Genomic DNA, 12,169 nt, shown 5'->3' with positions numbered 1-12,169 from the left:
CGCTTAAGGGTAGCGCTTGGCCAGATCCGCCAGCTCGCCGCTTTCCGCCAGCCGTTGCAGGGCATTGGCGAACAGGGCCAGCCGGGCAGGGGAGGTGCGCTGGTAAAACAGGATATAGAAGGGGATGGTTTCCATGGCGGTGGGGAGGATACGAATTTGGCCGCTCAGATGGTGGCGCAGCAAGTCGCCCTCGAAGCCGGGTGAGCGGTAGTAGACGAAGCGCCCTCGTTTCATCAACAGCTTGTCGTAATTGGCAGCACTGTTGATCCCGCCGCTGTCGATGATGAGCCCCTGCAGGGCCTGCAGCCGTTCGATGGCGCCGCTGCCGTGATTGATGAGGATGATGCCCTTCTCGCCAAGGGCCCTGACGTCATCCCACTGGTGGATCTCGACCGGATCATCGCTGCGTACCGCCAGGTGGTAGCGCACGGTGAAGATGGGGGGCTGCAGATAGAGGAAGTGGTTGCGACGGCCCGGGTTGTCGCCCACGCCGCAGATGAAGTCGAGCTGGCCGAAACGCACCTGTTTCTCCAGCCGCTTGAGGGGCACAAAGCGCTGATCGCCCTGGATGCGCAGGGCGGGCTCCTGGCGTTCCAGCAGCCGAAACAGCTCGACGCAGAATCCTCCGATGCGGCCATCCGCCATCTGGGTGTATTTGGGGGCGGATTCGGGTTGCGCCGCCGTGCGATATATTTCGGTGGCAGAGACGACCCGATGAGCGACTGCCAGCAGACAACCCAGCATCATCACCCGGAATATCATGTCATGCTGGCCCTCGATGTGTGGGGAAATGCGACGTTGCCCGCCGATGTCACGGCGCTAGTGCTGAAACATTACGCCATATATCAGAATCTTATCAACCAAGCGCCGTATCGAGGGTCATCATCAAGGCAAACCCGGCCATCAGGCCCAGGGTGGCGTGGGTCTGGTGGCCATTGCGGTGAGTCTCGGGGATCACCTCGTGGGAGACCACGAACAGCATGGCGCCGGCTGCCAGTCCGAGGCCGATGGGATAGGCGATGGCCAGCCCGCTGGATAGGCCGACGCCGAGCAGTGCCCCGAGCGGCTCAAGCAGGCCGCTGCCGATGGCGACCAGCACGGCTTTGCCGGGGCGAAAACCTGCGGCGCACATGGCGAGCGCCACCGCCAGCCCTTCCGGAATGTCCTGCAACGCGATGGCAGTGGTGAGCGGGAGACCTACCGACATGTCACCCTGCGAGAAGCTCACCCCGATGGCCATCCCCTCCGGCAGGTTGTGCAGGGCGATGGCGAACACGAACAACCAGACCCGGGAGCAGCTCTCGTGACCGGGACCACAGGGGCCGGTCTTGTCATGCTCATGGGGAGTGAATTGATCGAGCCCCAGCATCAGGAGCACCCCGAGGGTCATGCCTGCCACCACCACGGCGGCGGCAAGAAAGCCGTTGCCGGTGAGCCCCTCTGCCGCCTCGAGCCCTGGCAGCAGCAGGGAGAAGGCGCTGGCCGCCAGCATCATGCCGGCGGCAAAGCCCAGCATGCTGTCTTCCACCCGTTGGGGGACCGAGCGCAGAAAGAGGGCAGGCAAGGCCCCGAGCGCGGTGGCGGCAAAGCCGGCCAGGCCGCCGAGCAGGCCGTAGCGAACGCCGGGGCTGATGTCGCCGGCGGCCAGCATCACCAGGCTCTGCAGCAGCAACAGCACGACGGCCGCCAGTGCAACGAGCAGGCCGATGGCGATCACCGGGCGTGCCCGCAGTTGCTCGCGCAGCTGGGCAGACCAGGAGGAAAGGGGCAGGGCCGACGCGTTATCCATGAAGATCACCTCTCTTGCTTGATGGCGGGGACGGCGAGGCGCCATCCGGGGACTCTTGCATTACAGCGAGCCGGGCCTGACTTGTCCATGCCGGTGCATCGATTGCATTCATCGGCTAACTATTTGAAATGATTTGGTCGCCTTGAATAGTTTGTGATGAAGATCAGGTTGTACGGAAAAACAACTTGCTTTGTTGCGGCAAAAGCTGGTGAAGGAGTAGGCAGGTTTGTGGTAAAGTGCCGCCCTCGCGAAACCCACCCTTCCCTTGGTCTTTCGCAACGTCCCATCTCCCGTCAGGAAAGTCCGGGTTACCAGTTCATACGGATGTGATCGCCACTGTGCACCTGCTTGTCAGCAGTCGAGGATCACCAGCCACCATGTTTTACAAAAATCTGTCTATCGGCAAAAAGATTGCCGTGGTCTTTGCGGTCATTGCCGCCGTCAACGTGATATTCGGTATTTTTCTCTCCAGCGAGTTGCGCGGCGTGCGCGATCGCGTGCTGAATTTTACCGACTCCACCCTGCCGAGCGTGCTCTCGGTCGAGAACCTGCTCTACGACGTATCCTACGTGCGCCGTGCCCAGTTTGCCCTGCTGATGGTAGATGACGCCACCGATCTGCAGGCCCGTCGCGGCCGGATCCAGGCCAGCGTCCAAAAGGTCGAGCAGGCCTTTCGTGCCTATGAGGCCACGGTCGGTGCCGACCATGAGCGCCAGGTGTTCAACCGCGCCAAGCAGGAGTGGCAACGCTATCTGAACTCGGTCAATGTGGTGGATCAACTGCTGGTGCAGGGTCAGCTGGCCCAGGCCAAGGATCAGCTGTTCCAGTCCAACCCCATTTATGGCGAGTTGGAGCAGGCGGTCAACGGTCTGGTGGCAGTGAACCTCGGTTTCGTGAAAGAGAACCGTGGCAGCCTGCTTGACAGCGTCAACATGGTGACCAGTTTTGCCATGGTGAGCATCGGCAGCCTGCTGCTGTTCATGGTAGCCATGACCTGGTTCCTGACCCGCCAGATTTGCCTGCCGCTGCAGGCCGTGGTGGCGCAGGCCAACGCCATCGCAGCCGGCGATCTGACCCATCAGCTGGATCGCCAGCACATCGGTCGCGACGAGCTGGGCATGCTGGCCAAGGCCTCCCTCAAGATGCAGGACAACCTGCGCGGCCTGATTGAAGAGGTGGTGGCGGCTGTGACTCAGCTGGGTGCCGCCATTGAAGAGGTGAGCGCCGTCTCCGAGCAATCGGCACAGGGGATCCAGAGCCAGCAGCAGGAGATCTCGCTGGTCGCCACCGCCATGGCTCAGATGAAGGCCACCGTGGCCGATGTGGCGGGCAACACCGAGACCGCATCTGAGTCGGCCAGCTCCGCCAATGCCTTGGCACGCCGTGGCAATCAGGATGTGCAGAGCTCGCTGATGTCCATTACCCGGGTTGCCGAAGAGATTGAACAGGCGGGCACTCTGGTTACCGAACTGGAGCGTGAATCCGCTCAGATCAACGTGGTAGTTGACGTGATCCGCGGCATCGCCGATCAGACCAACCTGCTGGCACTCAACGCCGCCATCGAGGCTGCCCGCGCCGGCGAGCAGGGCCGCGGTTTTGCGGTGGTGGCCGACGAGGTACGTACCCTGGCGGGGCGCACCCAGGCCTCCACCGGCGAGATCGTAGCCATCATCGAAACCCTGCAGGCACGTGCCAACCAGGCCAAAGAGGTGACCGGCCAGAGCTGCGAGATGATCCGCCAGTGTGTGGAGCAGAGCGAGCAGACCAGCAACGGCATCCAGCAGATTGAAGAGGCGGTGGCCCAGATTGCCGACATGGCCATTCAGATCGCCAGCGCCTGTGGCGAGCAGGATGCGGTCTCCGATGAGCTGGGTCGCAACGTGGAGCGGATCAACGAATCCTCCAACGAGGTCGCCGTTGGGGCCGATCATACCGCCCGCGCCTGCCTGGAGCTGAGCCAGCTGGCCGCCGGTCTGCGTCAGACCATCGGTCGTTTCCGTCTGGCATAATGCTGCTGCGCGCCAGGGAGGGCGACGCAACCGCTGCCTGCATTGGCAGGCACCCAAACAACCCGGCTCTGGCCGGGTTGTTTGTTATTGGCCGTAGCCACTGTCTAGGTCATGTGATTTGCAATGAAGGGATAACAACACGGGTTCGGTGAACGGTGCGGCAAGCTCGCGACGGCAGAAGCCGACAGCCAGGTCGATGTGAGAGCAGTCTGAGGGGTGAGGCCGGATGGTGGCGCAGCGCGGTTCGGAGGGGGTCGCATCCTCGTGCCGTGTTGAAGATATAGCTAGCAAAGGGCCACCCTGGCTGGGTAACGGATGCAGCCACCCCGATGGAATAGGTAGGGCAATGGCGTTTAGGGATATGGGCGCACACAGGCACGCGTTCCTTGCTGGCGGCCATAAAAAAACCCGGCCTTGGCCGGGTTTGTGGTACGTGCGCTGCGCGAGGCTGGCTTATTTGGCCAGGGACTCCGGCAGGTTTTCACGGATCTTGCCGAGCATCTCTTTCAGAACGCGCGGGTTGGCAACCACGATGTTGCCGGAGTTTTCGTAGTTGTGACCACCGACGAAGTCAGTGACGATGGCGCCAGCCTCTTTGGCCAGCAGCTCACCGGCTGCGGTATCCCAGGGCTTCAAGCCAATTTCCCAGAAGCCGTCGACGCGACCGGCAGCCACGTAGGCCAGATCCAGCGCGGCAGAGCCGGCACGACGGATGTCGGCACACTCGATGAACATGCTCTGGAACATCTTCAGGTACGGCTCGATGTGGTGCTTCTGCTTGAATGGGAAACCGGTCGCCAGGATGGTGCCGGCCAGCTCTTTGGCCTTGCCGACACGGATGCGATAACCGTTCAGCTGGGCACCACTACCACGGGTAGCAGTAAACAGCTCGTCACGGATCGGATCGTAAACAACGGCTTGTTCAGTCTTGCCCTTCACGCGCAGGGCGATGGAGACGGCAAAGTGCGGAATGCCTTTGACCAGGTTGGTCGTGCCATCCAGTGGGTCAATGATCCATTGGTAGTCCGGATTGGTACCGGTAATCTCACCAGACTCTTCAGCCACGATGCTGTGTTCCGGGTAAGACTTTTTGATGGTGTGAATGATGGCCGCTTCGGCTTCACGGTCAACGTTGGTCACGAAGTCATTGCTGCCTTTCTGGATAACCTCGATGTTCTCGGGTTGAGAGAAGGCTTTTACTACTACTTGACCGGCGTTGCGCGCAGCGCGCACGGCGATATTCAGCATCGGATGCATAGGTTCACCACTGGATGTTAAAGAACGGGGGAATAAAAGGACGCGATATCATACCAGTCTTCGCGAGAATGGCAACCGTTATACGCCATCCCCCCAGCCTTGGCGACTGCCAGATCTGACGGCTCCAATATAGGCTCCTTTTGGTCTAGTCTTATGGGCAGCAGCCGAATAACAGGCTGCATTGAGCATAGGGACGTGGATCATGAATTTGTCATTAGTCAGTCAAAAACCGTCGGCAATCACTACCCAGGGGCTGCTGGCTGCCTTGCGCGCATCGACCGGATATGGCGACTACTTCAACGAGGTGAGCATTGCCCAGCCTTGCCAATGGCAGCCAGGCAAGGAAGAGGCGGCGATCTTGCTGCTCGATGGCGACGCGGCCTGGCCGGAATTCGCCTGGCAGCGCAACAGCGATACGTTCGGCTTGCCGGTGTTGCCGCTGCTGATGCGCAAAGGCGATGCGACTCTCACCATTCAGGGGCCGGACGTGCGTGACCCGCGCTTCTACTTCGTCTCAAACGGCATAGTGCTGGAAGAGTCGGAACTCGCCGATCCCGCCTGCAGCCGGGTGCTGCTGAGCAAACTGGAATCCTACTTCCCGCTCTTGTCCCGCCTGATCCTGCTGCGCCAGCGCCAACCCATGGGGCTGTGTAACTAGTCGCGCTCTTCCCTGCGTCCAGGCTGTTCAAGCGGCACAATATTTGTCATAACTGACCAGTATTGTGCCGCTTTGCCATGCAGGCGCCGGAGCAAATGCCGGTGCGGCATCCGATCTGTGTCTGTTGTCGTCTTGCATGAGTGAGGCTGTGGCCGTCTTTTCACCAATGTGTGAATCACAAGGAGTTCATGATGATCGACTTTTATACCGCCGCTACGCCCAACGGCTTCAAGGTGGCAATTGCCCTCGAAGAGCTGGGTTTGCCCTATCGGGTGATCCCGCTCGATCTGTCGGCGCTGGATCAGAAGAAGCCCGAGTTTCTGGCCATCAACCCCAACGGCCGTATCCCGGCCATCGTCGATCGGGATAATGGTGACTTCGCCGTGTTCGAGTCCGGCGCCATCCTCCTCTATCTGGCGGAGAAGGCGGGCAAGCTGCTGCCGGCAGATCCCAAGCGCCGCTCCCAGGCCATCCAGTGGCTGATGTTCCAGATGGGCGGGGTCGGTCCCATGATGGGGCAGGCCAACGTCTTCTATCGCTATTTCCCGGAGAAGATCCCGGCCGCCATCGAGCGCTACCAGAAGGAGGGGCGCCGTCTGTTCGAGGTGCTCGACAGCCATCTGGCTCATCACGAATATCTGGCCGACGAGTACAGCATCGCCGACATCGCCACCTGGCCCTGGGTGCGCATTTATGACTGGAGCGGCATCTCCATCGAGTGGTTGCCCCATCTGCAAGCCTGGATGGACCGGATGGCCGAGAAGCCCGCCTGCCAGAAGGGGATCACCATACCGCCGCGCAACGAGAAGCCGGAGGACCTGGTCAAACAGGCCCAGCAGATGGTAACACGTTGATTTTTATTGCTGACGGGGCTAAAAACCCCGTCGCATTAGAAAAACTAGGGAAAGCTGATTATAAAGATTCGTTCGTTTTTCGTGATCTGAATCACTAAGATCACCGCAAGCCTAGGGGGTGTCCTGCTCCCGGCCGGTGCGGGTTCTCCGCCTTGTATTTTCACCTTTGATTGACTCTGTGTTTTTGGATCCCCTCTGCAGGTTTCTGCCAGGGGTGCGGCAGCTTTTTGATGATTTTCGGGACTGAGATATGTATCGGCACAGTTTTTATCCGCTGTTTTTTCTGACCATTCTGATGGTCGCTGTGGGCCAGATGACCCAGACCCTGTATGTGCCCTCCATTCCCATGATGGCGGGGGACTTCAACGTGGCCTCCGGCCAGTTGCAGGCGGTGATGGCCTGTTACCTGATCCCGTACGGGCTCTCCCAGTTTGTTTACGGCCCGCTCTCGGATCGCATAGGTCGTCGCCCCATCCTGCTGATCGGCATGATGGTGTTTCTGGTGGGCACCCTGACCATTCAGTTGATCCCAAGCTTCATGGCGCTGCTGGTGGGCAGCTTCATTCAGGGGCTGGGCACCGGGGCAGGCGGCGCCATGAGCCGGACCGTGATGCGCGATCGCTACAGCGGCGCCGAACTCAACCGGGCCAACAGCCTAGTGAGCATGGGGGTGATCTTCTCCCCGCTGCTGGCGCCGGTGCTGGGTGGCTGGTTGACCGAGCTGTTCAACTGGCGTGCCGGGTACTGGTTCCTGTTCGGCTTCGGTGCGGTAACGACCCTGGCGCTGCTGGCCTGGTTTGCTGAAACGCTGCCGGCGACCGCGCGCCAACAGCCGCTGCGAGTCGGTGCCGCCTATCGCCATGTGCTCGGCAATCCGCGCTTTCAGGGCAACCTGCTTTGCCTGATGGCGACCTTTGCCGGTCTGGCAGTATTCGAGGCTGCGGCGGGCGTGCTGCTCGGCGATGTGCTCAAATTGAGTGCCCGTACCGTCAGCGTGCTGTTCGTGCTGCCGCTGCCCGGTTATCTGTTCGGTGCCTGGCTCTCCGCCAAGCTCAGTTTTCGCCTGAGTCAGGGCAAACTGATGCGCCTTGGCATCGTCTTCCTGGCGCTGGGGTCGTTGATCATCCTGTTGCCGGGTCTGTTCGGGGTAGTGAGTGCGGCCTCCCTGGTTGGTGGCGCCGCAGTCTACTTCATCGGCAGTGGCATTCTCTATCCGACCGCCACTTCTTGTGCCATCGAACCCTTCCCGGGTCAGGCGGGCACCGCCGGTGCCATCCTCGGCGGCATGCAGAACCTGGGGGCCGGTATCGTGACGCTGCTGGCAGCCTGCTTCCCGATGGAAGGGCAGGTGACCCTGGGAGCCATCATGACTCTGATGGTGCTGATCGTGGCGCTGAGTTTCCTCTGGCTGCGCCACCACGGCTCACCCCATCAACAGATGGCTGTCTGAGCCGAGCGCATAAAAAAGACCCGCCCAAGCCGGCGGGTTTTTTATGTGCCGCTTCTGGTGTGGTTGGTGGCGCGGGCAGTGCTGAAGGGTTGCAGCGGCAGGGGAGAGGGATGGTGCAGGAGATAAAGAAAAAGCCCGTCACGCTGGTGACGGGCTTTTTGCTATTGGTACCCCGGAGATGCCGTTGCCGGTTTGGGCCCTTGAACCGTCGGTTCAAGGCGGGGATCGGATCTGACCGCAGGCTTCTCGGTCGTGCCGAGCATGCGCAATAGCCAGAAGGCAGATCCCCTGTTTGGTATGAATATCGGCTCGGGGACTTGAACCGGCTGACAAACACCCCAGGGAATTTTAAAACGGTGGACGATTAGGGCTGCAGGCCTTCGTCGCTGGATTCGCCATATTGTCCGTGCTCGATCAAGGCCGCTTCGATGGTGCGTTGCAGCATCTTGATCCGCTTGTCCATGGTCTCAGAGTATTGGTGATTTTTCTCTTTTTCAAGGCAGAGCTCATGGCAAAAATTGAGCGCTGCCATCACCGCCAGCTGTTCGTTGCTGGAGACCTTGGAGCGTTGACGCAGCTCGATGAGTTTATCAGTCAGCTGGTCGGCGGCCTGGCGCAGGGCATCCTGCTGTCCCAGGGGACAGGATACCTTGTAGGGACGTCCCAAAATGACGATTTCTACGGCCTCTGTGCTCATGCCTTCCTCAATACGGCGGAGCTGATTTCCGCCTTTATCCACGTGGACAACTGGGCGGGACTATATAGCGCAGATGCAGAAGTTTCAAGGCCTTGCTGGCTCTGGAAGGGGGAGAATGCTAGGATCCTGACCATTAATTCTGCATATTTGCCTGAACTTTGAGCGGATCTTCGATGAGCAAAACGAACCCCCTGAAATACGCGGCCGTGGCCGACCTGATGGAGCAGCATGAGCTGATGGCGACGGCTGTAGAGGCCCATGGCGTGATCTGCGGTCTGGTGTGCGGTGGTGTGGCACTGGACGACAAGAGCTGGCTGCCCCATTTCAATGATCTGGTCAACGACGGTTTCGGTCTGCCGGCCCCGGTGCGCCAAGTGATGACCGATCTCTATCACCAGGTGATCGAGAGCCTGATGGCCCAGAAAGGGGTCGAGCTGCTGCTGCCAAGCGACGAAGCGCCGCTTGACGAGCGCATCGACTCGCTGGTGGATTGGTCCCAGGCTTTCCTGGCCGGTTTCGGCGTGGTGCAGCAGGAGCTCTCCAAGGCTTCCGAAGAGCTGCAGGAGATGATCCAAGACATCGCCAGCATCACCCAGGTCTCCGCCGAGTTCGATCAGGAAGATGAAGAGAATGAAGCCTCCTTCCTGGTGCTCTACGAGCACGTGCGCCTCGGGGTGATGATGAGCTTCGAGGAGTTCGGCAAGCGGCCGGATGCCCCGAGCACACCGCCGACCCTGCACTGAGTCGGTTGAACTTGATAAAGAGCGCCTGGTGGCGCTCTTTTTACCTCTGGATGTTGCCAACACCGGTTGGCCGTGATGAGGCAAGTGACAACAGGGACTGCGCTTTTTTGCCCGTGGCTTCGCATCCCGACCCCACGCTTTGTGTTAGCATGACCCCACGTTTTCAGTCTTTCCCCTCATCTCATGTCTCAATCTGATCTGAACCACGTCGATGTGGCCATCGTCGGTGGTGGAATGAGCGGCGCCGTGCTGGCGCTCTCCCTCGCGGCCCTGCCAGGGCCCAAGCCCCTGCAGATCCTGCTGCTGGAGGCGAGCGCTCCCGAGCTCAATGCGCATCCCGGCTTTGATGCTCGCGCCATCGCGCTCTCCGCCGGCACCTGCGAGGCGCTGGCCCGGCACGGGCTCTGGTCCCGTTTTGCTCCCCATTGCAGCCCCATCAGCCAGATTCATGTGTCGGATCGGGGCCACTTCGGCCAGGCCGGCTTGACGGCGGCGGAGTATGGCCTGCCAGCCCTTGGCCAGGTGATCGAGCTGTCGGCGGCGGGCATTGCGCTGCAGCAGGCGATTGCCGCCAGCCTGCAGATCCGCATGCTGTGTCCAGCTCAGCTAGAGCGCGTGGAGCCATTGACGGAAGGGGTAAACCTGACCCTGGCCGGTGGCGAGCGTTATCAGACCCGCCTGCTGGTGGCGGCCGATGGCGGCAACTCCTTCGTGCGCCAGCAGTGCAAGCTGGCGGTGAGCCGTCACGACTACGGTCAGAGCGCCATCATCGCCACCGTCAAGACGGCCGAAGACCCGGCCGGACGGGCTTTCGAGCGTTTCACCCAAGGGGGGCCGCTGGCCCTACTACCGATGCAGGGCGGGCTCTCCTCCTTGGTCTGGAGCGTGGCGCGGGATGAGGCGCCGGCCTTGATGGCGCTCGATGACGCCGCGTTTCTGGCTCGCCTGCAACAGGCCTTCGGCTGGCGCCTCGGCCGTTTCCTGCAAACCGGTCAGCGCCACGTCTATCCGCTGGTGCTGACGGTGGCCGACTACCCGCTGGCCCAGCGCACCGTGCTGGTGGGCAACGCCGCCCATCTGCTGCACCCCATCGCCGGTCAGGGATTCAACCTCGGCATGCGCGATCTGGACCTGCTCACCCGGGCGGTGGGCCGGGCGCTGACGGCGGGGGAGGATATCGGCAGCTTTGAGGTGCTCAGCGGCTACTGGCAGCTGCGCAGGGGGGATCAGGCCCAGACGGTCTGGCTCACCTCCTCGCTGGCCCAGCTCTTCTCCAATGATCATGACCCGCTGGTCGCGGGCCGCAACCTGGCGCTCTCCCTGATGGGGCGGCTGAGCTGCCTCAAGGCGCCGCTGGCCTCCCGCACCCTGGGCTTTGTCGCCGATGTGTGCCGCCCCTGAGGCGAGGTGACGTCATGGGTATTGAACGGGTGCGCCTGCGGGCGTGCCCTCGCTGATCCCGGCGATCAGCTCAGAAAGGATATAGAACGATGCAGATGCAAAACGTGGATGTGGTGATTGTAGGGGGCGGCATGGTGGGCCTGGGGCTCGCCGCCGCGCTCAAGGGAAGTGCGCTCAAGGTCGCCGTGATCGAGGGCCAGCTGCCGGAGTCCGAGCTTGACGAGGCGCCGGACAACCGGGTCAGTGCCCTGAGTCTGGCCAGTCAGCGCATCCTGCAGCAGGTAGGCGCCTGGCGCGGGATCGAGGCGCGCCGCCTGCAGCCCTACGGGCAGATGGAGGTGTGGGAGCAGGACAGCTTTGGCCGGATCGCTTTTGATGCCGCCAGCCTGCGCCAGCCCGAGCTCGGCCACATCGTCGAGAACCGGGTCATCCAGCTGGCGCTGCTGGAGGCGATCCTCGATGGCGACAATATCCAGCTGCTGAGCCCGGCCCGGGCGAACAGCCTGCAAAGCGGCGAGGCGGGCTCCCTGCTGCTGCTGGAAGATGGCCGGGCGCTGTCGGCCAAGCTGGTGGTGGCGGCCGATGGCGCCCACTCCTGGGTGCGCCGGCAGGCCGACATCCCACTCACCAGCTGGGATTACGGCCACCACGCGCTGGTGGCGACGGTGCGTTGTGCCGAGCCCCATGAGGCGGTGGCGCGTCAGATCTTCACCCCCGAGGGGCCGCTCGCCTTCCTGCCCCTGTGGCAACCGGATCTCTGCTCCATCGTCTGGTCGGTGCCCGCCAAACGGGCCGAGGCGCTCTGTCAGTGCGATGAAGAGCAGTTCAACCGCCAGCTCACTACCGCGTTCGACGGCCGACTGGGGTTGTGCAAGGTGGAAGGGGTGCGCAGCGCCATCCCGCTCACCGCCCGCTATGCCCGCGACTTTGCCCGCGAGCGGCTGGTGTTGGTGGGGGATGCCGCTCACACCATCCACCCGCTGGCGGGGCAGGGGGTCAACCTGGGGCTGCTGGATGCCGCCGCCCTGGCCGAGCAGATCCTGCGCAATCAGGCGGCGGGCAAGGACATCGGCCGGCTCGCCAACCTGCGCGGTTACGAGCGCTGGCGCAAGAGCGAGGCCGCCAGCATGCTGGCGGCGATGGAGGGGCTCAAGCGGCTGTTCGCCGGCAGCAATCCGCTCAAGAAGCTGGTGCGTGGGGCCGGGCTGCGCGCCTTCGATCTGCTGACGCCGCTCAAGCAAAGCGTGATCCGGGCCGCCATGGGGCTGGAAGGTGAGCTGCCCGCCCTGGCCAAGGGTGAAAAAATCTAAT

11 protein-coding genes and 1 other RNA gene are annotated in these 12,169 nt (G+C 62.0%); 7 read left to right on the top strand and 5 right to left on the bottom strand.

Annotation, left to right across the window (positions count from 1 at the left end):
- Positions 1–3 precede the first annotated feature (3 nt).
- Positions 4–762 (bottom strand): substrate-binding periplasmic protein, encoded by a 759-nt coding sequence (locus tag AACQ43_RS01675; protein ID WP_043118914.1) that lies wholly within the window; start codon positions 760–762, stop codon positions 4–6.
- A gap of 94 nt (positions 763–856) precedes the next feature.
- Entirely contained in the window at positions 857–1,789 is a 933-nt protein-coding gene (locus AACQ43_RS01670) for a ZIP family metal transporter (protein WP_024946105.1), read from the bottom strand.
- 377 nt (positions 1,790–2,166) lie between these two features.
- Here AACQ43_RS01670 and AACQ43_RS01665 point away from each other — a divergent pair, with 377 nt between their 5' ends.
- The gene (locus tag AACQ43_RS01665; protein WP_168965570.1) at positions 2,167–3,798 is read left to right on the top strand and encodes a methyl-accepting chemotaxis protein; all 1,632 of its coding nucleotides are present in this window, start codon (positions 2,167–2,169) and stop codon (positions 3,796–3,798) included.
- 453 nt (positions 3,799–4,251) lie between these two features.
- On the opposite strand, the gene suhB is transcribed toward AACQ43_RS01665, so the two are convergent.
- Positions 4,252–5,055 (bottom strand): inositol-1-monophosphatase, encoded by an 804-nt coding sequence (suhB, locus tag AACQ43_RS01660; RefSeq protein ID WP_016350372.1) that lies wholly within the window; start codon positions 5,053–5,055, stop codon positions 4,252–4,254.
- 202 nt (positions 5,056–5,257) lie between these two features.
- Between suhB and AACQ43_RS01655 the strand changes: the two genes are divergently transcribed.
- The 3 genes from AACQ43_RS01655 (at position 5,258) to emrD (ending at position 8,017) form a co-directional block, all read left to right on the top strand.
- Positions 5,258–5,713 (top strand): hypothetical protein, encoded by a 456-nt coding sequence (locus tag AACQ43_RS01655; RefSeq protein ID WP_011705601.1) that lies wholly within the window; start codon positions 5,258–5,260, stop codon positions 5,711–5,713.
- Positions 5,714–5,904: 191 nt separating this feature from the next.
- Positions 5,905–6,567, top strand: coding sequence for a glutathione S-transferase family protein (locus AACQ43_RS01650; protein WP_168965568.1), 663 nt, complete (start codon positions 5,905–5,907; stop codon positions 6,565–6,567).
- Between the two features lie 250 nt (positions 6,568–6,817).
- A complete protein-coding gene (gene emrD / locus AACQ43_RS01645; RefSeq protein ID WP_016350375.1) occupies positions 6,818–8,017 on the top strand; it encodes a multidrug efflux MFS transporter EmrD in 1,200 nt (399 codons plus the stop codon).
- A 165-nt stretch (positions 8,018–8,182) separates the two neighbouring features.
- Here emrD and ssrS read toward each other — a convergent pair.
- Together ssrS and zapA are read right to left on the bottom strand one after the other, a co-directional pair.
- A non-coding RNA gene (ssrS, locus tag AACQ43_RS01640) (6S RNA) lies at positions 8,183–8,365 on the bottom strand.
- A 16-nt stretch (positions 8,366–8,381) separates the two neighbouring features.
- Positions 8,382–8,714 carry a cell division protein ZapA gene (gene zapA, locus AACQ43_RS01635; protein ID WP_016350376.1) on the bottom strand — a complete coding sequence of 111 codons (333 nt, stop codon included), beginning with the start codon at positions 8,712–8,714 and terminating at the stop codon, positions 8,382–8,384.
- Between the two features lie 173 nt (positions 8,715–8,887).
- On the opposite strand from zapA, the gene AACQ43_RS01630 reads away from it, so the two are divergent.
- From AACQ43_RS01630 to AACQ43_RS01620, 3 genes are all read left to right on the top strand, one after another.
- Entirely contained in the window at positions 8,888–9,457 is a 570-nt protein-coding gene (locus AACQ43_RS01630) for a UPF0149 family protein (RefSeq protein ID WP_011705605.1), read from the top strand.
- 183 nt (positions 9,458–9,640) lie between these two features.
- Complete coding sequence (ubiH, locus tag AACQ43_RS01625; RefSeq protein ID WP_168965566.1) at positions 9,641–10,858, top strand: 2-octaprenyl-6-methoxyphenyl hydroxylase; 1,218 nt, start codon at positions 9,641–9,643, stop codon at positions 10,856–10,858.
- An 89-nt stretch (positions 10,859–10,947) separates the two neighbouring features.
- Entirely contained in the window at positions 10,948–12,168 is a 1,221-nt protein-coding gene (locus AACQ43_RS01620; RefSeq protein ID WP_168965564.1) for an FAD-dependent 2-octaprenylphenol hydroxylase, read from the top strand.
- Position 12,169 lies beyond the last annotated feature (1 nt).

This window comes from Aeromonas sp. DNRA1, from assembly GCF_963888745.1.
Lineage (GTDB): Bacteria > Pseudomonadota > Gammaproteobacteria > Enterobacterales > Aeromonadaceae > Aeromonas > Aeromonas hydrophila.
The sequence above is the reverse complement of the archived record's forward strand: the minus strand, read 5'-3'. Positions and strand labels throughout refer to the sequence as shown.

What these genes read in the sequence shown, in the direction of transcription:
- AACQ43_RS01675 (WP_043118914.1), bottom strand. Translation starts at nt 762, where the DNA reads ATGATATTCCGGGTGATGATGCTGGGTTGTCTGCTGGCAGTCGCTCAT.
- AACQ43_RS01670 (WP_024946105.1), bottom strand. Translation starts at nt 1,789, where the DNA reads ATGGATAACGCGTCGGCCCTGCCCCTTTCCTCCTGGTCTGCCCAGCTG.
- AACQ43_RS01665 (WP_168965570.1), top strand. Translation starts at nt 2,167, where the DNA reads ATGTTTTACAAAAATCTGTCTATCGGCAAAAAGATTGCCGTGGTCTTT.
- suhB (WP_016350372.1), bottom strand. Translation starts at nt 5,055, where the DNA reads ATGCATCCGATGCTGAATATCGCCGTGCGCGCTGCGCGCAACGCCGGT.
- AACQ43_RS01655 (WP_011705601.1), top strand. Translation starts at nt 5,258, where the DNA reads ATGAATTTGTCATTAGTCAGTCAAAAACCGTCGGCAATCACTACCCAG.
- AACQ43_RS01650 (WP_168965568.1), top strand. Translation starts at nt 5,905, where the DNA reads ATGATCGACTTTTATACCGCCGCTACGCCCAACGGCTTCAAGGTGGCA.
- emrD (WP_016350375.1), top strand. Translation starts at nt 6,818, where the DNA reads ATGTATCGGCACAGTTTTTATCCGCTGTTTTTTCTGACCATTCTGATG.
- zapA (WP_016350376.1), bottom strand. Translation starts at nt 8,714, where the DNA reads ATGAGCACAGAGGCCGTAGAAATCGTCATTTTGGGACGTCCCTACAAG.
- AACQ43_RS01630 (WP_011705605.1), top strand. Translation starts at nt 8,888, where the DNA reads ATGAGCAAAACGAACCCCCTGAAATACGCGGCCGTGGCCGACCTGATG.
- ubiH (WP_168965566.1), top strand. Translation starts at nt 9,641, where the DNA reads ATGTCTCAATCTGATCTGAACCACGTCGATGTGGCCATCGTCGGTGGT.
- AACQ43_RS01620 (WP_168965564.1), top strand. Translation starts at nt 10,948, where the DNA reads ATGCAGATGCAAAACGTGGATGTGGTGATTGTAGGGGGCGGCATGGTG.